Annotated in this window: 26 protein-coding genes and 1 pseudogene; 17 read left to right on the top strand and 10 right to left on the bottom strand. The window is 74.3% G+C overall.

Features of this window, described 5'->3' with window-relative positions; genetic code table 11:
* Positions 1–50: 50 nt before the first annotated feature.
* Positions 51–1,295, bottom strand: a complete 1,245-nt coding sequence (locus AWW66_RS17585) for an APC family permease (RefSeq protein WP_157527526.1) — start codon at positions 1,293–1,295, stop codon at positions 51–53.
* A 9-nt stretch (positions 1,296–1,304) separates the two neighbouring features.
* A complete protein-coding gene (locus AWW66_RS17580; RefSeq protein WP_067367343.1) occupies positions 1,305–2,072 on the bottom strand; it encodes a phosphatase PAP2 family protein in 768 nt (255 codons plus the stop codon).
* A 100-nt stretch (positions 2,073–2,172) separates the two neighbouring features.
* On the opposite strand from AWW66_RS17580, the gene AWW66_RS17575 reads away from it, so the two are divergent.
* Positions 2,173–3,384, top strand: a complete 1,212-nt coding sequence (locus AWW66_RS17575) for a DUF4032 domain-containing protein (RefSeq protein ID WP_067367341.1) — start codon at positions 2,173–2,175, stop codon at positions 3,382–3,384.
* 281 nt (positions 3,385–3,665) lie between these two features.
* On the opposite strand, the gene nagA is transcribed toward AWW66_RS17575, so the two are convergent.
* The 3 genes and pseudogenes from nagA to AWW66_RS17560 all read right to left on the bottom strand — a co-directional run bounded on the left by nagA (position 3,666) and on the right by AWW66_RS17560 (position 6,780).
* Complete coding sequence (gene nagA / locus AWW66_RS17570; protein WP_067367338.1) at positions 3,666–4,775, bottom strand: N-acetylglucosamine-6-phosphate deacetylase; 1,110 nt, start codon at positions 4,773–4,775, stop codon at positions 3,666–3,668.
* 95 nt (positions 4,776–4,870) lie between these two features.
* Positions 4,871–5,854: pseudogene (locus AWW66_RS17565) on the bottom strand (ROK family protein); the annotation flags it as partial.
* Positions 5,851–6,780 (bottom strand): SIS domain-containing protein, encoded by a 930-nt coding sequence (locus tag AWW66_RS17560; protein ID WP_067367335.1) that lies wholly within the window; start codon positions 6,778–6,780, stop codon positions 5,851–5,853. The gene AWW66_RS17560 and the pseudogene AWW66_RS17565, both read right to left, overlap by 4 nt.
* Positions 6,781–7,124: 344 nt before the next feature.
* Between AWW66_RS17560 and AWW66_RS17555 the strand changes: the two genes are divergently transcribed.
* The 5 genes from AWW66_RS17555 to AWW66_RS17535 all read left to right on the top strand — a co-directional run bounded on the left by AWW66_RS17555 (position 7,125) and on the right by AWW66_RS17535 (position 11,707).
* On the top strand, positions 7,125–7,910 hold the full coding sequence (locus AWW66_RS17555; protein WP_067367333.1) for a DeoR/GlpR family DNA-binding transcription regulator: 786 nt from the start codon (positions 7,125–7,127) through the stop codon (positions 7,908–7,910).
* A gap of 175 nt (positions 7,911–8,085) precedes the next feature.
* Positions 8,086–9,096, top strand: a complete 1,011-nt coding sequence (locus tag AWW66_RS17550) for an ATP-binding cassette domain-containing protein (RefSeq protein ID WP_067367330.1) — start codon at positions 8,086–8,088, stop codon at positions 9,094–9,096.
* Positions 9,093–10,109 carry an ABC transporter permease subunit gene (locus tag AWW66_RS17545; RefSeq protein WP_067367379.1) on the top strand — a complete coding sequence of 339 codons (1,017 nt, stop codon included), beginning with the start codon at positions 9,093–9,095 and terminating at the stop codon, positions 10,107–10,109. Before AWW66_RS17550 ends, AWW66_RS17545 begins: the two co-directional genes overlap by 4 nt.
* A 169-nt stretch (positions 10,110–10,278) precedes the next feature.
* Positions 10,279–10,665 (top strand): DUF3263 domain-containing protein, encoded by a 387-nt coding sequence (locus tag AWW66_RS17540; RefSeq protein ID WP_067367327.1) that lies wholly within the window; start codon positions 10,279–10,281, stop codon positions 10,663–10,665.
* 193 nt (positions 10,666–10,858) lie between these two features.
* Positions 10,859–11,707 (top strand): hypothetical protein, encoded by an 849-nt coding sequence (locus AWW66_RS17535; RefSeq protein WP_245648354.1) that lies wholly within the window; start codon positions 10,859–10,861, stop codon positions 11,705–11,707.
* A gap of 48 nt (positions 11,708–11,755) precedes the next feature.
* On the opposite strand, the gene AWW66_RS17530 is transcribed toward AWW66_RS17535, so the two are convergent.
* The 3 genes from AWW66_RS17530 to AWW66_RS17520 are packed head-to-tail and all read right to left on the bottom strand — an operon-like array spanning position 11,756 to position 14,231.
* Positions 11,756–12,580 carry a MetQ/NlpA family ABC transporter substrate-binding protein gene (locus tag AWW66_RS17530; protein ID WP_245648353.1) on the bottom strand — a complete coding sequence of 275 codons (825 nt, stop codon included), beginning with the start codon at positions 12,578–12,580 and terminating at the stop codon, positions 11,756–11,758.
* Positions 12,581–12,600: 20 nt separating this feature from the next.
* Positions 12,601–13,257: a methionine ABC transporter permease gene (locus AWW66_RS17525; protein ID WP_067367318.1), complete on the bottom strand. Its 657-nt coding sequence runs from the start codon at positions 13,255–13,257 to the stop codon at positions 12,601–12,603.
* Entirely contained in the window at positions 13,254–14,231 is a 978-nt protein-coding gene (locus AWW66_RS17520; protein WP_067367315.1) for a methionine ABC transporter ATP-binding protein, read from the bottom strand. Before AWW66_RS17520 ends, AWW66_RS17525 begins: the two co-directional genes overlap by 4 nt.
* A 205-nt stretch (positions 14,232–14,436) precedes the next feature.
* Between AWW66_RS17520 and AWW66_RS17515 the strand changes: the two genes are divergently transcribed.
* From AWW66_RS17515 to AWW66_RS17465, 11 genes are all read left to right on the top strand, one after another.
* The gene (locus tag AWW66_RS17515; RefSeq protein WP_067367376.1) at positions 14,437–14,940 is read left to right on the top strand and encodes a GNAT family N-acetyltransferase; all 504 of its coding nucleotides are present in this window, start codon (positions 14,437–14,439) and stop codon (positions 14,938–14,940) included.
* A 410-nt stretch (positions 14,941–15,350) separates the two neighbouring features.
* On the top strand, positions 15,351–15,956 hold the full coding sequence (locus AWW66_RS17510; RefSeq protein ID WP_083978582.1) for a prolipoprotein diacylglyceryl transferase: 606 nt from the start codon (positions 15,351–15,353) through the stop codon (positions 15,954–15,956).
* 2 nt (positions 15,957–15,958) lie between these two features.
* Positions 15,959–17,212, top strand: coding sequence for an SRPBCC family protein (locus AWW66_RS36005; protein WP_083978581.1), 1,254 nt, complete (start codon positions 15,959–15,961; stop codon positions 17,210–17,212).
* Positions 17,209–17,649 carry a gas vesicle protein GvpJ gene (gene gvpJ, locus AWW66_RS36450; RefSeq protein WP_067367310.1) on the top strand — a complete coding sequence of 147 codons (441 nt, stop codon included), beginning with the start codon at positions 17,209–17,211 and terminating at the stop codon, positions 17,647–17,649. Before AWW66_RS36005 ends, gvpJ begins: the two co-directional genes overlap by 4 nt.
* A 1-nt stretch (position 17,650) precedes the next feature.
* Positions 17,651–18,406, top strand: a complete 756-nt coding sequence (locus tag AWW66_RS17495) for a GvpL/GvpF family gas vesicle protein (protein WP_067367307.1) — start codon at positions 17,651–17,653, stop codon at positions 18,404–18,406.
* Positions 18,407–18,409: 3 nt separating this feature from the next.
* Entirely contained in the window at positions 18,410–18,733 is a 324-nt protein-coding gene (locus tag AWW66_RS17490; protein WP_067367304.1) for a gas vesicle protein GvpG, read from the top strand.
* Between the two features lies 1 nt (position 18,734).
* Entirely contained in the window at positions 18,735–19,082 is a 348-nt protein-coding gene (locus AWW66_RS17485) for a gas vesicle protein GvpO (protein ID WP_083978579.1), read from the top strand.
* Position 19,083: 1 nt separating this feature from the next.
* Positions 19,084–19,452 (top strand): gas vesicle protein, encoded by a 369-nt coding sequence (locus AWW66_RS17480; RefSeq protein WP_067367301.1) that lies wholly within the window; start codon positions 19,084–19,086, stop codon positions 19,450–19,452.
* Positions 19,436–20,248 carry a GvpL/GvpF family gas vesicle protein gene (locus AWW66_RS17475; protein ID WP_067367298.1) on the top strand — a complete coding sequence of 271 codons (813 nt, stop codon included), beginning with the start codon at positions 19,436–19,438 and terminating at the stop codon, positions 20,246–20,248. Before AWW66_RS17480 ends, AWW66_RS17475 begins: the two co-directional genes overlap by 17 nt.
* A gap of 40 nt (positions 20,249–20,288) precedes the next feature.
* Complete coding sequence (locus tag AWW66_RS17470) at positions 20,289–20,561, top strand: gas vesicle protein (RefSeq protein ID WP_157527524.1); 273 nt, start codon at positions 20,289–20,291, stop codon at positions 20,559–20,561.
* Entirely contained in the window at positions 20,558–20,911 is a 354-nt protein-coding gene (locus tag AWW66_RS17465; protein ID WP_245648352.1) for a gas vesicle protein K, read from the top strand. The genes AWW66_RS17470 and AWW66_RS17465 overlap by 4 nt, the downstream gene beginning before the upstream one ends.
* Before the next feature lie 22 nt (positions 20,912–20,933).
* Here the strand turns inward: AWW66_RS17465 and AWW66_RS17460 are convergent, their stop codons facing one another.
* Positions 20,934–21,329: a hypothetical protein gene (locus AWW66_RS17460; RefSeq protein ID WP_067367296.1), complete on the bottom strand. Its 396-nt coding sequence runs from the start codon at positions 21,327–21,329 to the stop codon at positions 20,934–20,936.
* Positions 21,330–21,366: 37 nt separating this feature from the next.
* A partial coding sequence (locus AWW66_RS17455; RefSeq protein ID WP_067367293.1) for an AAA family ATPase occupies positions 21,367–22,908 on the bottom strand: 1,542 nt, incomplete at its 5' end.

Raw genomic sequence — 22,908 nt, 5'->3', positions numbered from 1 at the left:
GTCATCCACGGGACACCGGGCGCGGTCATCCACGGGACACCGGGTGACGGTCAGGGCCGGACGTGGCGGCGCAGGGCGTACCAGGTGGCGCCGAGGGCGAGCACTCCGAAGCCGGCGAGGACGCTGGTCAACGGCAGGTTGACGGCCAGCACCAGGCAGCCGACCAGCCCCAGCGCGGCGAGGAGCTGCACCGGGAGCCGTCGGGTCCGGTCGCGGCCCAGGGTCAGCGCGGCGGCGTTCGTGATCGCGTAGTAGACCAGCACCGTGCAGGCGGAGAAGCCGATCGCGCCCCGGACGTCGCCGAGCGCCACCACCCCGGTCACCACCCCGGCCACCGCCAGTTCGGCGCGGTGCGGCACGTGGTACCGGGGGTGCACGGCGGCCAGCGCCCCGGGCAGGTCCCGGCGGCGGGCCATCGCCAGCAGGGTCCGGGAGACCCCGGCGAGCAGGGAGAGCAGGACCCCGGTCACCGCGACGGTCGCCCCGGCCCGCACGACCCAGGCCAGGCCGGGCAGCCCGGCGGCGGTGACCACCTCGGCCAGCGGCGCGTCGGCGGCGGCGAGCCGGTCGGCGCCGAGCACCCCGAGCGCCACCACCGCCAGGGTCAGGTAGATCAGCAGGACGATCCCCAGGGCCAGGGGTACCGCGCGGGGGATCGTCCGCTCCGGGTCGCGGACCTCCTCGCCGAGGGTGGCGATCCGGGCGTACCCGGCGAAGGCGAAGAAGAGCAGCCCGGCGGCGGTGAGCACGCCCCGGACGCCGGTGTCGCCGAGGTCGCCGAGGCGGGCGACGGAGAGGCCACCGAAGGTCGCCCCGGTCACCGCCACCGTGGCGAGCACGGCCAGGGTGAGGGCGACCAGGAGCCGGGTCGCCGCCGCCGTCTTGCCGATGCCGCGCAGGTTCACCCCGGTCACCGCGAGCACCGCGCCGACGGCGACCAGCCGGGCCTGCCCCGGCCAGAGGTACGCGCCGATGGTCAGCGCCATCGCCGCGCAGCTCGCCGTCTTGCCGACCACGAAGCCCCAGCCGGCGAGGAACCCGGCGAACGGGGTCAGCCGTTCCCGCCCGTAGACGTAGGTGCCGCCGGACTCGGGGTACCGGGCGGCCAGCCGGGCCGAACTGGTCGCGTTGCAGAACGCGACGAAGCCGGCCAGCGCCAGCGCGAGCAGCAGCCCGGCCGCGCCGGCCGACGCGGCGGCCGGGGCGAAGACCACGAAGACGCCCGCGCCGAGCATCGACCCCAACCCGACGACCACCGCGTCGGGTACGCCCAGTCGCCGTGCCAGGTGTGCCACGAGCGCAGGCTACGGGGCGGTCATGAACGGACGGTCGAGATCGCGTAGCCGGCCGGGCAGCGGCAGGTCGTCCCAGGGCACCCGGTGCAGGATCCGGTCCAGCAGGAGCCCGAGCAGCAGCCCGGCCACCGAGTCGGTCAGCCAGTGCCAGCCCAGGTAGGTGGTGGTGCACAGGACCACCACCGGCGGGACGATCCGCAGCGCGAGGACCAGCCGGGGCGGGACGCTGCGGCCGTAGGTCCGCAGCAGCGGGGCGAGCAGCAACGCCAGTACGCCGTACCAGACGATCGCGTTCGCCACGTGCCCGGACGGGTACGACTGGGCGAAGCGCAGCGGCAGGTCGTCCTGGAACAGCGGCAGCGTCTGCTCCGGCGGCAGGAAGGGCTCCTTGACGCTGGCGCTCGGCGCCGGCCGGGCCGTCCACACCTTGAGCGGGCCGACGGTCAGGGTGGTCAGGGCGAAGCCGGCGACCGGCACCAGCACCGGGCGCACCGAGCGGAGCCGGACCGCCAGCAGCACCGCCAGCCCCGTCGCGAGCAGCGTCAGCGGGGTGCCCTGGCCCAGGTAGTTGAAGACCATCGCGACCCGGAACGCGACCGTGGGCCGGTGCGCGGCGGCCCAGTCGGCGACCGCCCGGTCCAGGCCGAAGAGGTGCCCGGCGGCGAGCGCCACGGTGATCGCGACGAAGGCGGTGAGCAGGAACACGTCGAACCACCACCCGGCCGGGCGCACCGGGCGCAGCCAGGCGTGGGGCCGTACCGTCGGGGTCCCGCGCACCCGCCCACGCTACCGGTCCGGCGGCGGACGGGGTCGGGGCGGCTGTGGGCCCAACCACGAAAAGCGGCGATGTCTGCGGTGAGCCGTCAGACTTGGTCGCGTGCGGATCACCTCAGCCCTCGTGGACCCGGCGCTGCTCGACCTTCCGTGGTCGACGCCGTTGGAGCAGTGGCCTGCGCACCACCTGGTCGCGCTGCCGCAGGGCATCTCCCGGCATGTCGTCCGCTTCGTCCGGCTCGGCGAGTTCGTCTACGCGGTCAAGGAGACCGGCGAGCGGGTCGCCGAGCGGGAGTACGACCTGCTACGGGCGCTGGAGCGGATCGACTTCCCCTCGGTCGAGGCGATCGCCATCGTGGCCGACCGGTGCACCGACGACGGTGAGCCACTGGACCCGGTGCTGATCACCCGGCACCTCCAGTTCTCCCTGCCGTACCGGGCGCTCTTCTCGCACACGCTGCGCCCGGAGACGATGGGCCGGCTGCTCGACGCGCTGGCCGCGCTGATCGTCCGGATGCACCTCACCGGCTTCTTCTGGGGCGACTGCTCGCTGTCGAACACCCTGTTCCGGCGGGACGCCGGGGCGTTCGCCGCGTACCTGGTGGACGCCGAGACCGGCGCCCTGCACCGGTCGCTCTCCAACGGCCAGCGTGGCGAGGACCTGGAGATCGCCCGGGTGAACATCTTCGGCGAGGCGCTGGACCTCCAGGCCGCCGGGCTGCTGCACGACGCGATCGACCCGGAGGTGGTCTGCGAGGAGGTCGTGCAGCGGTACGAGCGCCTCTGGCACGAGATCACCTACGAGCAGCAGATCGAGCGGGACGCCCGGCACGACATCGAGGGGCGGATCCGCCGCCTCAACGAGCTGGGCTTCGACGTCGCCGAGGTGGCGATGTCCACCATCGACGACGGGCGGTACCTGATCCGGCCGAAGGTGGTCGACGCCGGGTACCACAGCCGCCGGCTGCTCCGGCTGACCGGCCTGGACGCCGAGGAGAACCAGGCCCGCAAGCTCCTCAACGACCTCGACGCGTACCGCGCGGAGAGCGACCTCGTCGACGAGCAGCAGGCCGCCCACCGCTGGCTGACCGAGGTGTTCGAGCCGGTGGTCCGGGCGGTGCCGGCGCACCTGCGGCGCAAGCTGGAGCCGCAGGAGCTGTTCACGCAGATCATCGAGCACAAGTGGCTGCTCTCCGAGCAGGCCGGCCGGGACCTGGGGCTGGCCCCGGCCGTGCAGTCGTTCCTGACCGAGGTGCTGGTGCACCGCCCCGACGAGCAGGCCGTCCTCGGCGTCGAGCTGACCCCCACCGGCTGACCGGCCGGTGGCCGCGCGGTGCCGGGCCGGGCCGTGCCGGGCTGTGCCGGGGGCCGCCGGTGGGAGGCCGGGGTACCCGAGGTGAAGCCCTTTCGAGCTGCCCCTATGGACGGGGCGTTCGCCCCGGTCCTATCCGCGGGGCAGCTCGAAAGGACGTCAGACACGGGTGCCCGGGGTCTGGGGGAGCCGTCACCGCTCCACCAGCCCCGCAGGGCACACCCACCGGCTCACGCCCGCCCGGCCGGGCGGACGTGAGCCCAGTCGGTCACTCCACCGCCCGGTCACGCCACCCAGGAACCGGCCCGCATCACCTGGAGCACGTTCAGGTCGTCGTCGAGCACCACCAGGTCGGCGCGGAGCCCGGCCTGGAGCGCGCCGACCCGGTCGCCGAGACCGATCGCGCGGGCCGGGGTGGTGGCCAGCATCCGGCAGACGTCGGCGATCGGCAGCCCGGCGCCGACCGCGTGCCGCAGGGCAGCGGCCATGGTCAGGGTGCTGCCGGCGATCGCCCCGTCCCGGGCGAGGCGGGCGGTCCCCCCGGCGACGGTGACCGCCTGGCCGCCGAGTTCGTACTCGCCGTCGGGCATCCCGGCGGCGGCCATCGCGTCGGTGACCAGCGCGGCTCGGTCCGGCCCGGCGGCCGACACGGCGAAGGTCAGCATCCCGTCGTGCAGGTGCACCCCGTCGGCGACCAGTTCGCAGACCACCTGGGGTGCCTCCAGCAGCGCCACCACCGGGCCCGGCTCGCGGTGGTGGACCGGGCGCATCCCGTTGAACAGGTGGGTGCCGACGCTTGCCCCGGCCGCCACGGCGGCCCTGGTCTGCTCGTACGTGGCGTCGGTGTGGCCGATCGCGGCGACCACCCGGTGCCCGGTGAGCAGCTTGACCGCCGCCAGGGCACCCTCACGTTCCGGGGCGAGGGTGACCATCCGGACCGCCCCGCCGCCGAGTTCGATCAGCTCGGTCAGTTCCTCGGTCGACGGGTCGCGGAGGTGCTCGGGGTTCTGCGCCCCGCACCGCTGCGCCGACAGGTACGGCCCCTCGAAGTGGATGCCGGCGAGCACCCCCTCGGCGACCAGCGGCGCGTACGCGGCCGTGGCGGCGCGCATCAGCTCGAACGGCGAGCTGACCAGGCTGGCCAGCAGGGTGGTGGTGCCGTGGCCCAGGTGGAACGCCGCCGCCGCGCGGGCCGCGTCGGGGTCGCCGGTGGTGAAGGTGTGCCCGCCGCCGCCGTGGGTGTGCATGTCGACGAAGCCGGGGACGATCCAGTGCCCGTCGCGCACCGACGGGTACTCGGCGACCGCGGTGATCCGCTCGCCGTCGACCTCCACGCAGCCCTGCCGCACCACCCCGCCCGGGGTCACCACCTTGCCGTTCACCCGCAGGGCCATCAGCTCTCCTGTCTCTCGTCGCTGGGCGGGACCGTGCTGTCGGCGGCCCCGGTGTGCTCATCGGCGGCTCCGGCGCTGTCCTGGGCGGTGCCGGGTTTCTCGTCGGCGGGGACGGTGTCCAGCGCGAGCAGCGCCGCGCCGAGGCAGCCCGCCTGGTCCCCGAGGGCCGCCGGCACCAGGCGCGGCTCGCGGTGGAAGGTCAGCCGGTCGCGCAGCGCCGCCCGCAGCGGGTCGAGGAGCTGGTCACCGGCGCGGGCGAGGCCACCGCCGAGCACGATGGTGCGCACGTCGAACAACGCCTGGCCGGTGGCGAGCCCGTCGGCGAGCGCCTCGACCGCCTCCCGCCACACCCGCCCGGCGACCGGGTCCCCGGCGGCGGCCCGGGACGCCACCCCGGCGGCGTCGACGGCTGGTGTGGTCCCGCCGGGGGCCCCGGAGCCGGCGAGTTCGGCGTACCGGCGGGCGACGGCGGAGGCCGAGGCGAGTGACTCCAGGCAGCCGTACCGGCCGCAGCCGCAGCGCGGGCCGTCGGGACGTACCAGGATGTGGCCGATCTCCCCGGCGGCGCCGTGCGCGCCGGGGGCGGCCGACCCGTCGACCACGTGCGCGCCCGCGATGCCGGTGCCGATCGCGACGAAGAGCACGTGCCCGGCGTCGCGCCCGGCCCCGAGCCGGGCCTCGGCCAGGGCGCCGACCCGCACGTCGTGGCCGAGCGCGGTGGGCAGCCCGAGCCGCGCCACCGCCAGGTCCCGCAGCGGTACGTCCCGGAAGCCGACGTTGGCCGACCAGACCGCGACCCCGCGCGTCGAGTCGACCACCCCGGGGACCGCGATGCCGACCGCCACCGGGGCGAACCCGGTGGCGTGGGCCCGCGCGGCCAGCCCCTCGGCGACGCCGAGGATGGTGGCGACCACCGCCTCCGGGCCACGTCCGGCGTCGGTGGGGTGGCGCTCGGCGTGCACGACGGTGCCGTCCGGGCGGACCAGGGCACACTTCATCCCGGTGCCGCCCACGTCGAGCGCGACGGCGACGGCGGGCCGTCCCCCGGCGCCGCCGGGGGAGTGGCCGCGGCCCGTCACGCAAGCACCACGGAGCGGCGCAGGTGGCGGGGGGCGTCCGGGTCGAGCCCGCGACTGGTGGCGAGGGCGACCGCGAAGCGCTGGGCGAGGATCAGGTCGGCCATCGGGTCGACCGGGGTACGCCCGGCCGACCAGCGGCCGAGCACGGTGCGGTACCCGTGGGTGCGGCTGTGCACGAAGGCGGCCCCGGTCGCCGCGACGTCCTCGGGCAGGCCGGCGGGGAGGTCACCGAACGCCCAGACCAGCCGGCCCGGCGTGGCGATCGAGATCGGCCCGTGCCGGTAGTCCATCGCCGGGTACGACTCGGCCCAGAAGCTGGCCGCCTCGCGGCACTTCAGCGCGGCCTCGTGGGCGAGCCCGACCGTCCAGCCCCGGCCCAGGAAGGTGACCTGCTCGATCAGCGCCGGGTCGATCGGCAACGGGGCCCGGACGGCCACCTCGGCGTCGGCGACCAGCGCGCTGACGGTGTCGCCGAGGTGCGCCCGCAGCAGCGCCAGGGCGGTGGTGGCGAACCGGGTCTGCACCACCGACCGCTCGTCGGCGAAGGGCATCGGCACCGCCGCGTCGGCCAGGTCGGCGGCGGTCGAGGTGGGGTCGCCGACGAGGACGGTGCTCGGCACCCGCCCGCGCAGCGCGGCGAGCAGGTCCAGGACCTCGGTGGTGGTGCCGGAGCGGGTGATCGCGATCAGCCGGTCGTAGCGGCGACCGGTGGGGAACTCGGAGGCCTGGAAGGCGTCGGTCTCGCCCTGACCGGCCTGCTCGCGGCGGGCGGCGTACGCCATGGCGACGAACCAGGACGTGCCGCACCCGACGACGGCGACCCGCTCGCCGGGGCGGGGCAGTCGGTCGGCGACGCTGTCGGCGAGCCGGGCCGCCTCCCGCCAGCACTCGGGCTGGCTGGCGATCTCCGTGTGGACGTGGGACATCGGTGACTCCTCCCCGGGGAGGTCGGTGCGTGGTACCTCGATGGTGCCCCGATACCACTGGCGTTACGCGCCACGACGCTGTCGCGCATCACGGTCACGGGCCCTGCGGACCGACGGCGGCGCTGCCGCGCGGGGTGCCTGCGCGGTGCTGCGCAGACACCCCGCGCGGTGCTGCGCGATACGGCTCGTAACCGCCTTCTTTCGCGCGCTATTCTGCTCGAAGCCGGGTGACCGTGGCAACCGGCCGGTAGATCGCGCAGGTCAGGGTTTTGCGCGGTCCCAGTTCCGCGCACTACTGTGCACGCAATCAATCACTGACCGTGCAGGCACCTGGAGGACCCGGGGTGGACCGTTACGCCAGATGGAACGCCCTGCTGGAGATGCTGACCGACACCGGACGGGTCAGCGTCGAGGAGGCCGCCGAGCGGCTCGACGTCTCCCAGGCCACCATCCGGCGCGACTTCGACCAGCTCGCCCAACAGCAGATGATCACCCGTACCCGGGGTGGGGCGGTCGCCAACGGGGTCTCGTACGACCTGCCGTTGCGGTACAAGACGGCGAAGCACTCGGCCGAGAAGCAGCGGATCGGGGCCGCCGCCGCCGCGCTGGTCGCGCCCGGCACCGTGGTCGGGCTCAACGGCGGCACCACCAGCACCGAGGTGGCCCGCGCGCTGGCCGTCCGGCCGGACCTGAATACCAGCGCCGAGGGCGCCCAGCTCACCGTGGTCACCAACGCGCTGAACATCGCCAACGAGCTGCTGGTCCGGTCCCGGATGAAGGTCGTGGTGGCCGGCGGGGTGGTCCGGCCCAAGTCGTTCGAGCTGGTCGGCCCGCTGGGCGGGGCACTGCTGCGCGAGGTCACCCTGGACGTCGCCCTGCTCGGGGTGGACGCGATCGACCCGCAGCTCGGTGCCGCCGCCCACCACGAGGGCGAGGCGGCGATGAACAACCTCATGGTGGCCCGCGCCAAGCGCGTCGTGATCATCGCGGACTCGTCCAAGCTGGGCGGTCACGCGTTCGCCCGGATCTGCCCGGTGGACCGGGTGGAGACGCTGGTCACCGACTCCGGGGCCGCCCCGGAGATGGTCGAGGCCTTCCGGGCCGCCGGCGTCACCGTCATCTGCGCCTGACGGTAAGGAAGGGCCCCTTATTAACGCCTGCGGTAGAGAGGGGAACCCCTCTCACCGGCGCTGAGCTGCTTCCGTCTGCCCCGACACGCCGAGATGCATACCGGGTATTGCGGTGGCGTGTATACCGCGTATGGTGTCCGTCGTCACCATGCATTCCATCGGGGGAGGTGCAGCCTTGACGGCTGTCCTGGAGATAGCGGGTCTCCGCAAGACGTACCGGAGCCGTCGGCGCGGTACCCGCAACGCGCTCGACGGGTTCGACATGCGGGTCGAGGCCGGTCAGGTACACGGCTTCCTGGGGCCCAACGGCTCGGGCAAGACGACCACCCTGCGGACGCTGCTCGGCCTGATCCGGTCCGACGGCGGGCGGATGGCCATCCTCGGGCACGAGGTGCCGGCCGCCCTGCCCACGGTGGCCCGCCAGGTCGGGGCGATCGTGGAGAGCCCGCAGTTCTTCCCGCACTTCACCGCCCGGGACACACTGTCCCTGCTGGCCAGCGCCGGGGAGGTGCCCCGGCAGCGGGTCGACGAGGTGCTCGAACTGGTCGGGCTCCGCGACCGCGCGGGCGAGCGGGTCAAGACGTACTCGCTGGGCATGAAGCAGCGGCTCGCGGTCGCGTCGGCCCTGCTGAAGAACCCGAAGCTGCTCATCCTGGACGAGCCCGCCAACGGGCTGGACCCCGGTGGCATCCGGGAGATGCGCACCCTCACCCGCACCCTCGCCGAGTCCGGGATGACCGTGCTGCTCTCCAGCCACATCCTCGGCGAGATCCAGCTCATCTGCGACTCGGTCACCATCATCTCGCTGGGCCGCCGGGTCGCCTTCGGCCCCGTCGGGCAGGTGCTGGCGCAGCACGCCAGCAGCGCCGTGCGGGTCCGGCTGGAGGCGGTCACCGACCTGCCGGCCGCCGCCGACGCCCTCACCCGGGCCGGGCTCCAGGTGACCCCGTACCCCGACCACCTGATGCTCGCCGACGTCGACAAGCCGGCCGTGGTCAGCCGGCTGCTCGCCGAGCACGGCCTGTACGTCAGCGAACTGGCCCCGGTCGCCGTGGACCTGGAGAGCGTCTTCCTCGAACTCACCGCCACGGCACCCGTACCGGGCCAGCACCGCCAGGTCGACGAGTCCGCCCGGGTGGGCGGGGCGGCCCGGCCCGAGACCACCGGAGGAGGGTGGGGCGCGTGAGCCTCTACCGTACGGAGCTGCGCCGGCTCGTCAAGCGGCGCTTCACCCGCTACATGACCCTGCTGGGCCTGCTGGTCCTCGCGCTGGTGGTGGCCGGTCTCTTCGCCACCAACGAGAAGGTCGGCCCGGAGCAGTGGGCGGCGGCCGAGCGGCAGGCCGACCGGCAGCACCAGGAGCAGGTGCGCTGGGCCGAGCGGGAACGGGCCGGTTGCGAGCGGGACCGGGCGGCCGGGGTGACGGACGACGGCCGGTACCCGACGGACTGTGCGGAGATCGTGCCGCCGCCGCGCGACCAGATCGAGGCGGAGTGGTTCCTCCCCGCCACCTTCGACTTCCGCCAGGGCTTCGAGGATCTGGCGCTCGCGTTCACCGCCGTGCTGGCCCTGGTCGCGTTCGTCGTCGGCGCCAGCTTCGTCGGGGCGGAGTGGAGCACCGGCGGCATGATGAACCTCCTGCTCTGGCGGCCCCGCCGGGTGACCGTGCTGCTGACCAAACTGGCGGCGCTGCTCACCGGGCTGATCGCGGTGACCGTCTCCGCCGGGGCGCTCTGGACCGCAGGGCTGTGGCTGACCGCCGTCCTGCGGGGCAGCACCGAGCGGATGACCCCCGGGGTCTGGGAGTCGTTCGCCCTGACCGGGCTGCGCGGGCTGGCGTTGGTGCTGGCCGTGGCGGTGGTCGGGTTCGGGCTGGCCTCGCTGGGCCGCCACACCGCCATGGCGCTCGGCGGCGCGATCGCGCTGGCGGTGGTGGGCCAGTTCGGCGTCGGCATCCTGTTCTCCATGGCCAACGTGGCCTTCGTGGAGCGGTGGCTGATGCCGACGTACGCCCTGGCCTGGATGCAGCAGAAGGTCACCCTCCAGGAGTGGCGGAGCTGTGTCAGCGACTTCAGTGGGCAGTGCCAGCCGGCCACCTACGACGTGACGTGGGGGCAGTCGGCGGTGCTCTTCGGCGCCGGTGTGGTGCTGGTGCTCGGCGCGGCGATCTGGGCGATGCGGCGACGGGACATCTCCTGACGCACCCCGGCGCCGGCCACCGACGGGCCCCGGTAAACACCGGGGCCCGTCGGCGTACCCGGCGGTGACGTCAGCCACCCCGGCGACGGATGCGTCCCGCGTCGGGCCTGGTTACGCTGGTCATCCCCGGTCGGCGTCGCCGCGCCGCCGCGTCCGAGCGAGGAGCGCCATGCAGCAGCCCGACGCCGCTCCCACCACCGGAATCAGCGTCCCGCCGCCGCGTACCGCACCCGAGACGGAGCACGTCCCGCCGCCGCCGCGTACCGGACCCGAGGCCGGGACCGAGCCGGCCGGGGACGGACCCGCCGGGGCGTCCGCGCCGGGGTCGGGGCTGACCGAGCGGGAGCGCGGCATCCTCGCCTTCGAGCAGCAGTGGTGGCGGCACGCCGGGGCCAAGGAGCAGGCGATCCGGGACACCTTCGGGCTCTCCGCGACCCGCTACTACCAGTTGCTGAACGCCCTGTTGGACAATCCGGCCGCGCTCGCCGCCGAGCCGCTGCTGATCGGCCGGCTCCGCCGGCTGCGCTCCTCGCGCGCCCGCAACCGCCGCCGCTGACCGCCGGCGGCCCCGCACCGGATTCGGTGGCGCGGGGCATGGGGTCGGACGGACCGGGTAGGCGGGTCCGGTCCGGCGTGGGGCGCGGGTGACGGGCGCGAGCGTGGGGAGGCGACGGGGGATGGCGGCTGCGGGCGACCGGGGACGCCCGGCGACGGGTGCGGCGGGGGCCGCGCGTCCGGTCCGGGCCGTCGTGGACACCCCCGTGATGCGGGTACGCTCCGCCTCCGCGCCGGCCCCGGGCCAGCCGCTCAACGAGGACCTGGTGTTCCAGTTCGGCCCGCTGGTCGGGGTCCTCGACGGGGCGACCGTACCGGAGGGTTTCGAGACCGGGTGCGTCCACGGGCCGCAGTGGTACGTCCGGCACCTCGCGGCCCGGATCGGGCTGGCCGCGGCGGCCCGGCCGGCGGCGACGCTGATGAGCAACCTGGCCGCGGCGATCCTCGCGGTCCGGGCCGACCACGGCGGGCAGTGCGACCTCGACCATCCGGGTACCCCGTCCGCGACGGTCTGCCTGCTCCGTTGCGGCCCCGGCCAGGTGGACCACCTGGTGCTCTGCGACAGCCCGCTGGTGCTGGAGGCCGGCGGGCAGGTCCGCGTGGTGACCGACGACCGGCTGGCCGACGCGCTCGCCGACCTGCGCCGGATCGCCGAGACCGTGCCGGCCGGCGCGGAGGACCGGGCCACCCGGTTCCGGCAGGCGGTGGGAGTCCAGCGGGAGCGGATGAACCGGACGCACGGGTACTGGGTGGCCGCCGCCGACCCGGACGCCGCGTACCACGCGGTGACCGGCACCCTCCCGCTGCACGGCCCCGGCGCGGTCAGGCGGGCCGTGCTGCTCAGCGACGGCGCCTCCAGCGCGGTGGAGCAGTTCGGGCTCGTCGACTGGGCCGGATTGCTGGACCTGGTCACCCGGGACGGGCCGGGCGCGCTCATCGACCGGGTCCGGGCCGCCGAGCGGGACCACCCGGAGCGGCTACGCCGGCACAAGGGCTCCGACGACGCCTCGGCGGTGCTCTGCGAGTTCCCGCCGGCCGGGTGACCGCGCCCGCCGAGCCGGCCCGGGTGGACCGGACCGGCTCGGTCGGGATCAGAACGCGGGCAGGACCGAGCCCTGGTACTTCTCCTCGATGAACTTCTTGACCTCGGCGGAGTGCAGCAGCTCCTCCAGCTTCACCACGCGCGGGTCGTTCTGCTCGCCGTCACGGACCACCACCAGGTTGGCGTTCGGGTTGTTCTCGGCCTTCTCCAGCGCGAGCGCGTCGGTGGCCGGCTTCAGGCCGGACTCGATGGCGTAGTTGCCGTTGATCACCGAGGCGTCGGTGTCGTCGAGGCTGCGCGGAAGCTGGGCCGCCTCCAGCTCCCGGAACTGGAGCTGCTTCGGGTTGTCGGCGATGTCACGCTGGGTGGCGGAGGTCCCCGCTCCCTCCTTCAGCGTGATGATGCCGTGCTGGGCGAGCAGGTTCAGCGCCCGGCCGGAGTTGGTCGGGTCGTTCGGGATCGCCACCACGGCCTTCTCCGGCAGCGCCTCCAGCGAGGTGGCCTTCTTCGAGTACAGGCCGAGCGGCTCGATGTGCACCGGGGAGAGCGCGGTGAACTTGTACCCCTTGGCCTGCTTCTCGGTCTCCAGGTACGGCACGGTCTGGAAGTAGTTGGCGTCGAGCTGCTTCTCCTCCAGCGCCCGGTTCGGCTGGACGTAGTCGGTGAACTCGACGATCTCCAGCTTCAGCCCGGCCTGCTCGGCCAGGTTGTCCTTGATGTAGGTGAGGATCTCGCCGTGCGGCACCGGGCTGACCCCGACCTTGAGCGTGGCGTCGGGCGAGGCGGAGGCGCCGCTCTCGTCGGTGTCGGACCCGCAGGCAGCGAGGCCCAGGACGAGCGCGGTCGCGGCGAGTGCTGCGGTGATGCGTCGCACGATGAATGCCTTCCTTCTGGTTATCGGTGCGCCAGCCGGCGGGTGATCACGTCACCCACCATCTGGACGAGTTGGACGAACGCCACCAGGAGCACCACCGTGGCGATCATGATGTCGTTCTCGAAACGCTGGTAGCCGTAGCGCAGGGCGAGGTCGCCGAGGCCGCCCCCGCCGATCACCCCGGCCATCGCCGAGTAGCCGATCAGCGCGACCACGGTGAGGGTGAGCCCGGCGACCAGACCGGGCCGGGCCTCGCGGAGCAGCACCTTCCCGACGATCTGCCGGCGGTTGGCGCCCATCGCGTGGGCGGCGGCGATGACGTCCCGGTCGACCTCGCGCAGCGCGGTCTCCACGATCCGGGCGTAGAACGGGATCGCGCTGACCGTCAGCGGCACGATGGCCGCCGTGGTGCCGATGGTGGTGCCGACCACCGCCCGGGTGAACGGGATGATCGCGACCAGCAGGATGATGAACGGCAGCGAACGGCCGATGTTGACCACCAGGCCGAGCAGGGCGTTCACCGGCCGCGCCGGCAGCAGGCCGCCGGGGCCGGTGAGCACCAGGGCGACGCCGACCAGCAGCCCGCCGACCGCCGCGAGCAGGGACGCCACCCCCACCATGTACGCGGTCTCGCGCAGCCCCTGCCAGAGCAGTTCGACCAGGTCGTCGGCGATCATGCCGGCACCTCCACGGTGAGTCCGGCCGCGCGCAGGTGGGCGACGGCCGGTGCGGTCCGGTCGGCGTCACCGGGTAGGGCCAGGCGCAGCCGCCCGGCGCGGCCACCGGCGAGCTGCTCCACGGTGCCGTTGACGATCTGCACGTCCAGGTCGAAGCGGCGGGCGAGGTCGGCGACGAAGGAGCTGCCCGACCCGGTGACCGTCACGTCGACGACGGTGGTGTCCGGCAGCGCCGGCGGCGGTCCGAGCGGGAACAGCTCGGCGGCCAGCTCCGAGCCGGGGCGGGCGATCAGCTCGGTGACCGGCCCGGCCTCGGTGACCCGGCCGTCGCGCATCACCGCCACGGAGTCGCAGAGCCGCTTCACCACGTCCATCTCGTGGGTGATCAGCAGGATGGTCAGCCCGAGACGCTGGTTGAGGTCGCGGAGCAGGCCGAGGATCGACCGGGTGGTCTCCGGGTCCAGCGCCGAGGTGGCCTCGTCGGAGAGGAGCACCTTGGGCCGTCCGGCCAGCGCGCGGGCGATGCCCACCCGCTGCTTCTGCCCGCCGGAGAGCTGCGCCGGGTACGCGTCGGCCCGGTCGGTCAACCCGACCAGGTCGAGCAGCTCGGCGACCCGTCGGGCGCGCTCGGCGCGGGGTACCCCCATCACCTCCAGCGCGAAGGCGACGTTCCCGGCGGCGGTACGGGAGCTGAGCAGCGCGAAGTGCTGGTGCACCATGCCGGTGCGCTGCCGGGCGGCGCGCAGCCGGGCCCCGCCCAGCGCGGTCAGCTCGACCCCGTCCACCGTGACGCTGCCCTCATCTGGCCGTTCGAGCAGGTTGACGCAGCGCAGGAGGGTACTCTTGCCAGCTCCGCTGCGGCCCACCACGCCGAAGACCTCACCGGCGCGGACGGAGAGGCTGACGCCGTCGACAGCGACGACCGAGCGCCCCTTGGCGCGGTACGTCCGGCGTAGTCCGTCCAGTTCGATCACGTTGGGTCCCTGTCGGTATGTTTCCGGGGATGACATGACTCCCGATATTGTCTAGCGGGTAAGTAGGTTAATCGGTGTTTCGGCTTTTGACAGCCCTTGGTGAGGTGGAACACGGCTGGGCCGACCGGCCGTAACGCCCGACCGGACCGGCAGAGGCCCGGCATTGGGGTGGACGGTGGCCGGCCCGGCGGGCAGACTGCGGCACGTGGCGGGTGCGGTCCGGCTGGAGCCGGTGGACGAGCGGAACCTGGAGCCCCTGCTCTCGGTGGCGGTCGCCGAAGCGGAGCCGGACGACGTCATGCCCCCGGTCGACGCGCCGGCCGGGTGGTCGCACGCCCGGCGGGAGGCGTTCCGGGCGTTCCACCGGGACAGCTTCGGTGGGCTGCCCGGCCCCACCGGCACCCAGATGTACGCGATCCTCGCCGGTGACGAGGTCGTCGGGATGGTCCGGATGGCGCGGCGGGACGAGCCCGGCACGGTGGAGGCCGGGATGTGGCTGGGCCGGTCCGCCCGTGGTCAGGGGCTCGGCGCGGCGGCGTTGCGGGAACTGCTGAACGCCGCCGCCGCGGTGGGGATGCACACCGTCGTGGCGCAGACCACCTCGCGGAACGCCGGTGCGCTGTCGGTCCTGCGCAAGCTCGGCGCGAAGATCCGTGAGGACGGCGACCGGGTGGTCGCCGAGATCTCCCTGGACACCCCGCAGGCCTGACCGCCCGTCACTCCGCCCGGCGGCCCACGTCCCCGGGCGGACCGGGCCGGCCGCCGACAGGACATCTCCTCCCGCCCCCCAAAAGCAATTATGTCGGCGCGCCACCGGGGATGAATCTGCCTGCGGCGTCAAGGTGCGGCGGGCAGTTTGTGGCCGCGATCGACAGGGCTGTCCTTATGGTCGGTACACGACCTCGATCGGCGATTTCGACCGGGTGTCCGATTCGCAGTCGGAGAGCCCTCGTCGAATGCCCGCCCCGATGTTTTGCGCAGGTCAGGTGGGGTACTGCCGGCCGGGTCCGCTGATGCGGGGCATTCGTTCACGGGCCCGTTTTTTTACTCCCCGGCAGATGTGCCACGGGCCCTGTTCGACACGACGGATGCCCTCCGCCGGGGAGTGAGGGAGAACTGATGAAGAACGGAGCCCGAATCGCACTCGCGGTCGGTTTCGGTTATGTCCTCGGTCGGCGCAGGAAGCTGCGTACCGCCCTGACGATGGCCGCCGCCGTGGCCGTCGGTCGAGCCAGCCAGCATCCCGGTGGCCTGACGCGGTACGGCAGCCAACTGCTGAACGCCCCCCAACTGCGTGGCCTGAGCGCCCTGGGGGGACCGCTGGCCAGCGCCGGCAAGGCCGCGGCGACCGCCGCCGCCGGCAGCGGCATCGACAGCGTGAGTGGTCGCCTGCGGGACGGCGCCGAGGCGCTGCGCCGCCGGACGTCCGGCGGGAAGCCCCAGGTCGAGCAGGCCGCCGACGAGGAGCCGGAGGCTGAGCAGCCCGCCGACGAGGAATCGCAGGCGGGGCAGGCCGCCGACGAGAGGTCGTCGGCTGGGCAGAGTGCCGACGAGGAGCCGTCGGCCGGGCGACCTGCCGCCGGGAAGCCGTCGAGCAAGAAGCGGTCCGGTGGCAAGCGCTCGGCGCCGGACGAGGAGCCGGAACTCGACGAGCAGCCCGAGGCGGGTGACGACGAGGAGCCCGCCGAGCGTCCGGTCGCCCAGCGCCGGCAGCGGAGGCGGTGACCATGGCGACGGACGACCTCGCCGGCAAGGCACGCGAGCAGATCGGCGGCGAACTGCGCAATCTCGCCGCCGCCCTCGGTGAGCGGGCGGTGCAGGTGGTGACCGACAAGATCACCGGTGCCACCGGACGGCTCACCGAGTACGCCAGGGCCGGCGGTGGCCCCGGACTGGTGAGCGCCGCCACCGGGGTGCAGAAGCTCGCCGAGGGCGAGTCCCCGGTCAAGGCGATGTTCCAGGCCGGCCTGGCCGGTGGCAAGGAGAAGGTGATGTCCGTGTTCGGCGGCGGCAAGGGTGGACAGGGTGGTGGCGGCAAGCTGAAGGTCACCAACATCGTCGAGACGATCGAGGTCGGAGTTCCGGTCCGGGTCGCCTACAACCAGTGGACGACCTTCGGCGACTTCCCGAGCTTCATGAAGAAGGTGGAGCAGGCGGAGAACGGGTCCGACGAGAAGATGACCTGGAAGGCGCAGGTCTTCTGGTCGCACCGGACCTGGGAGTCGACCGTCGTCCGGCAGATCCCGGACCGCCTGATCAGTTGGCGCTCGAAGGGGGACAAGGGCTCGGTCGACGGCACGGTCAGTTTCCACGAGGTCGGCCCGGAGCTGACGAAGATCCTGGTCGTGCTGGAGTACCACCCGAAGGGGCTCTTCGAGCACACCGGCAACCTCTGGCGGGCCCAGGGCCGTCGGGTGCGGCTGGAGCTGAAGCACTTCGTCCGGCACGTGATGACGCGGACCGTGCTCGACCCGGACTCCGTCGAGGGCTGGCGGGGCGAGATCGAGGACTCCACGGTAATCAGGGACCACGAGACCGCGCTCCGCGCGGAACAGGAGGCCCGCGAGGCCGAGGAGCGGGCCGCCGAGGAGCGGGACGCCGGCGAGGCCGAGGAGCAGGGTCCTGCGGAGCCGGAGGAGGAGCGCCGGCCCGCGGAGCGCGGCCGTCGTCGTCCGCCGCAGCGCCGTCGTCCCTCCCCGGAAGAGGACGAGTACGACGACTACGACGAGGGTGACGACTACGACGAGGACGAGTACGCGGAGGAGCCCGAGGAGGAGGAGCCGCCGCGTCGCCGGCAGCCCGCCCGCCGCCCGGTGGCCCGGGGCGACCGCGAGTCCCGTGGCGACCGCGAACCGCGCGGCGACCGTGAACCGCGTGGTGAGCGTGAGTCCCGCGCGGACCGTGGCCGACCGGTCCGCCGTACCGGTGAGGGGGCCCGCCGCCCGGTGGTGCGTCGCCGTCGAGAGGAGGACGACGAATGACGGTCGCCACGACCACAGGACAGTCCGGGGGTGCCCTGGAGCGGAGCGGTGGCGGTGGGGGCAGCCTCGCCGACGTCGTGGAGACGGTGCTGGACAAGGGCGTGGTGATCGACGCCCAGGTGTCGGTCGCCGTCGTCGGCATCCAACTCCTGGAGATCAACGCCCGGATCGTGATCGCCAGCGTGGAGACGTACCTGCGCTTCGCCGAGGCGGTCGACCGCCTCGACATCACGCCGAAGGGGCAGAAGGGCCTGCCGGACCTGGTGGAGGACGCCTCCGGCGCCGCCATGAAGGGCAAGGCGATCGGCGGGCTCGGCAAGGCCGCCGGCGCGATCGGCGGCGCGGTCAAGGAGGCCGTCGGTGGGCTCGGCCCCGACGGGGACGACGAGGACGAGGAGGACCGCCCCCGGTCCCGCCGTCGGGAGAGGAGCCGGTGAGGTGAGTCAGGAGCACGGGTTGTTCGTCTACGGCATCGTGCCGTCCGACGTGGAGCCGACCGCCGACGCGGAGGGCGTCGGCGACCCGCCGGGCCGGGTGACCGCGATCCGGCACGGTGAGCTGGCCGCGCTGGTCAGCGAGGTCGGGCTGACGGAGCCGATCGGCCGGCCCGCCGACCTCACCGCGTACGAGCGGTTGCTGGACGGCACGGCGGAGGTCGCGCCGGTGCTGCCGGTCCGGTTCGGTACGGCGGTGACCGGCGAGGACGCCGTCGTCGACCTGCTGGCGGCGCACCACGACTCGTTCGCCGCCGCCCTGGCGGAGTTCGAGGACCGCCTCCAGTACACGGTGCACGGGCGCTTCGACGAGCAGGAGTTCGTCAGCGACCTGCTGACCCGGGACACCAGGGCCGCCGCGCTCGCCGACCAGGTGCGCGGACGGCCGGAGGCGCAGAGTCGGGAGCAGCGGATCCGGCTCGGCGAGCTGATCAGCCAGGCGGTGGAGCAGCGCCGGGAGGCGGAAAACCGGGCGCTCGTCGACGCCGTGGGCCGGTACGCGGTGGCGGACGCGCCGCGCCGGCCCAGCCACGAGCTGGACGCGGTGAACGTCGCGTTCCTGGTCGCCACGGACGACGAGAAGGACTTCGTCGGGGCGGTCGAGGACTTCGCCGAGCAGCGGCGGGACCTGATCCGGATGCGGCTGGTCGGCCCGCTCGCCCCGTACGACTTCGTCAGCGCGCACCAGTTGGTGGAGTGAGCCGTGGACATTCTCTGGTCGCTGCTGACCCTGCCGTACGCCCCGGTGCGCGGGCTCACCTCCGTGGTCAAGGTGATCGCGCGGGAGGCCGAGTCGAAGCAGCGCAACCCCGTGGACGTCCGGCGGGAGCTGGAGGAGTTGGAACGGGCGGCGGCGGCCGGCGAGATCACGCCGGAGGAACTGGACCGGGGCCAGCAGCGCGTCCTGGACCGCCTGACCTCGTCAGGCGGCGCCCCGCCGCCGGCCGGTACCCGTCGGCCACCGCCGTCGGTCCGGCGGCGGAGCGCCGACCGCCGCCGGGGACAGCAGCGTGGGAGAGGGGGATGAGATGACGGCAGCAGGAATCCGGGGCGACCGGGACCGCGATCGGTGGGGTGACCCCGACGACGTCCGGTACGCCGACGAGGACGACTACGAGGAGATCACCGCGGCCGAGGCGGCCCGGACCGGTCTCCAGCAGATCGCCGGGCTGACCGGCAAGGAACCGCTCGGGATCACCTCGATCCAGCCGACCGACGACGGCTGGCTGGTCGGGGTCGAGGTGGTCGAGGACCACCGGGTCCCGTCGTCGATCGACCTGCTCGGCCTCTACGAGGTGGAGCTGGACCTGACCGGGAGCCTGCTCGGCTACCGGCGGACGCGCCGGTACCAGCGCGGCAAGGGAGACGGGGGCTGAGATGACCACAGCGCGGCAACCATCGGTCGTGCAGAACTCCGGTCAGGTGCTGCCGGCCGGGCACGAGCCGGCGAACCTGGGCGACATCCTCGAACGGGTCCTCGACCGGGGCATCGTCATCGCCGGTGACATCCGGGTCAGCCTGCTCGACATCGAACTGCTGACCCTGAAGCTGCGGCTGGTCATCGCCTCGGTGGACACCGCCCGACAGATCGGCATCGACTGGTGGGAGCACGACCCGTGGCTCAGCTCCCGGGCCCGCCCGCCCGTCGAGCCCGGCCCGCGCGACCCGGAGGAGGTCGAGGCGTCCCGGCGGCCCCGGGTCGCCGCGCGGTCCACCGGAGAGGAGTGGGATGAGTACGTCGACTGAGTTGGCCCCGGCTGCCACCGACGCCGTCTGGCTGCACGGGGTGACCACCGGGGTCGCCCCGGGCACGCTGGCCGGGATCGTCGGCATCGCCGGCACGCCGGTGCGCGCGGTGCCCGCCGCCGGCCTCGTCGCCGTGGTCAGCGACGCCCCGCTGACCGAGTACGGCGAGGAGGCGCTGCGCCGCAACCTGGAGGACCTGACCTGGCTGGAGCAGACGGCGCGGGCGCACCACGCGGTGGTGGCGGCGCTGTCCCGGGCCGCCGTGGTGGTGCCGGCCCGGCTCGCCACCGTGCACTCCGACGACGACCGGGTGACCCGGGTGCTGGTCGAGCGGCGCGACGAGTTCGCCGGCACGCTGGCCCGGCTCGCCGACCGCGACGAGTGGGGCGTCAAGGGGTACGTCGTGCCCGGCCCCCCACCGCCCGCTGCCGAGCCGACCGGCGGTGGGGGCGGGGCCGGTGCGGCGTACCTGCGGCGGCGCAGGGCGCAGCTCACCGCCCGGGAGGAGGGGCAGCAGATCGCGGCCGACGCGGCGGCTGCCGTGCACACCGCCCTCGCCGGGTACGCCGCCGCCGCCCGGCGGCACGCCCCGCAGGACCGCCGGCTCTCCGGCGCGTCCACCGCGATGGCGCTCAACGGCGCGTACCTGGTCGACCGGGACCGGGTGGACCACTTCGCCGACCTGGTACGCGGGCTGGCGGACCGGCACCCGCAGCTACGGCTGGAGCTGACCGGCCCCTGGCCGCCGTACTCCTTCGTGGCGGAGCCGGCGCCGGCGGTCGGGGGGTCGGCGTGAGCGCGGCGACGCGGCGGGCCGTGGACCGGCGGGGGTCGGCATGGCGGTGACCTCGCTGGCGCCCAGCAGCGCCGACGACCCGCTGGCGCACCGCCCGGTGGCCCTGGTCGACCTGCTCGACCGGGTGCTGGCCAAGGGGGTGGTGGTCAGCGGCGACATCACCCTCTCCATCGCCGACATCGACCTGGTCCGGATCTCGTTGCGGGCGCTGATCGCCTCGGTCGGCGCGCTCGCCCCGGACCAGGCCGCCCCGGAACCGGTCCGGCCGGACCGGGCCGCCCCGCATCCGACCGTGCTGGAGGTGGAGCCGTGACCGCGCGGGACGAGGCCGCCGACCTCGCGGCGGCGCTGGGCGCGCCACCGTGGCAGGCCCCCCGGGTCCGGCCGCTGGACCGCCGGCTCGCCGTCGACCAGGACTCCGTGGAGCGCGGCCTGGCCAGCCTGGTGCTCACCATCATCGAGCTGCTGCGTCAGCTCATGGAACGGCAGGCGCTGCGCCGGGTCGACCTCGGCGACCTCACCGAGGAGGAGGTCGAACGGGTCGGCGCGACGCTGATGGCGCTGGAGGAGCAGATGACCCAGCTCCGTGAGTACTTCGGGCTGGCCCCGGAGGACCTCAACCTCGACCTCGGCCCGCTGGGCCCCCTGCTCCCCACCGACTGAGCGGCGCGCCGCCCGGAACCGCCTACCAGTCCCGCCACTGGTCGGTCAGCTCCGAGCGGTCGAGGTCGCGCCGTGCGGTGAGCGCCGCCACGTCGACCCCGGCCTCGTGCAGGGCGGCGTCGATGTACTCGGCGAACGCCTCCCGCTCGCTGGTCTCGATCCGCCCGTGCTCGTCGTTGACGTCGTTGAGGGCGGTCACCACCCGCTCGACGGCCGCCCAGGCCTGCTCGTCGGAGGCCGGGTCGAGCGTCCGCAGGTCGGCGTCGTACCGGGTCAGCGTGGCGTCGGCGGCGGCCACGAACTCCGCCGGCCAGAGCCGCCCGGCGTACGCCTTCTCGGGGGTGAGCAGGCCGGCGGAGACCGCGACGGCCTGCTCCTCGGCGGCGCGTCGCCACCGCAGCGTGGGTCGTTCCATCATGGCGGGGACGGTAGCCGTCGGGTACGACACGCCCAGGTCAGGGAGCGTGCTTCTCCGCGTACGCGGCCAGCCAGGCGACCTGGTCCGGGTCCAACGACGGGCGGACCCGGCGGCGGGCGGTCGCGACGTGCTCGGCGGTGACCGTGGCGGCGGTCAGCGACTCCCGCATCGCGGCCAGCGCCGCCTCCCGGACCAGCGCCGCGCAGTCCGCCGCCGAGAAGCCGTCCAGCTCCTCGGCGAGCGCGGGCAGCTCGACGTCGTCGGCGAGCGGGACGTTGCGCGACGCGGCCTTGAGGATCTCCGTCCGGGCCTCGGCGTCCGGCGGCGGCACGTAGACCAGCCGCTCCAGCCGGCCGGGACGCAGCAGGGCCGGGTCGATCAGGTCCGGGCGGTTGGTCGCCCCGATCACCACCACGTTGCGCAGCGACTCCACCCCGTCCAGCTCGGTGAGCAGGGCGGCGACCACCCGGTCGGTGGTGCCCCCGTCGGTGGCCTGACCCCGGGTCGGGGCGAGGGCGTCCACCTCGTCGAGGAAGACCAGGGTGGGGGCGGCCTCCCGGGCCCGGCGGAACAGCTCCCGGACCGCCCGCTCGCTCTCGCCGACCCACTTCGACAGCAGCTCCGCGCCCTTGACCGAGAGCACGTTCGCCCGCCCCGTGCCGGCCAGCGCGGTGACCAGGAACGTCTTGCCGCAGCCGGGCGGGCCGTAGAGCAGCACGCCCCGGGGCGGCTGCACGCCGAGCCGGGCGAAGGTGTCCGGGTAGGTCAGCGGCCAGAGCACCGACTCGGTCAGCGTCTGCTTCACCTCCACCAGGTCACCGACGTCGTCCAGGGTGACCTTGGCGACCTCCAGCGTCGAGGACGCCATCGTGGTGGGGCGGACCACCTCCAGCGCGGCGGTGAAGTCGGCCATCGCCACCGTCGGCGTGGTCTCGGTCTTCTGCCGCAGCGCCGCCCGTACCCCGGCCTCGCGGACCAGCGCGGCCAGGTCGGCGGCGACGAAGCCCGGCGTACGCCCGGCGACCTCGTCCAGCCGGACGTCGTCGGCGAGCGGCACCTGCCGGGTCAGCACGGCCAACTGCTCACGGCGCAGCGCGGCGTCCGGCAGCGGCACGGTGATCCGCAGCGAGAGCAGGTCCGGCGCGCGCAGCGCCGGGTCGACGGCCTCCGGCCGCCCGGTGGTGCAGACCACCGCCACGCCGGACCGGAGCAGGTCGGTGAGCATCTGCCGGAACACGGTGGCCACCGGCCCCGGCTCGTCCGCCGGGGCCAGCGCCTCCACGTCGGTGACCAGCAGCACCGCCGGCCCGTCGGCGCTGACCTCGGCGACGACCGCGCGCAGCCGCTCCGCTGCGGCCTGGTTGCTCAGCGCGGCGACCTCGGGGGCCCAGACCGGGCGGACCCGGGCCCGGACCCCGGCGGCGACCGCCCGCACCAGCGCCGACTTGCCGGACCCGGCCGGCCCGCTGAGCAGCACGCCGAGCGAGACCGTGGTGCCCAGCCGGCCGAGCACCTCCCGGTGGTGGAACCCGAGGTCCAGCAGCTCGGTGAGCTGCTCGGCCTGGGCCCGCAGCCCGGG

The organism is Micromonospora rosaria (assembly GCF_001567585.1).
Lineage (GTDB): Bacteria > Actinomycetota > Actinomycetes > Mycobacteriales > Micromonosporaceae > Micromonospora > Micromonospora rosaria.
Note: the sequence above shows the minus strand (reverse complement) of the source record. Positions and strands in the feature narration are given on the sequence as shown.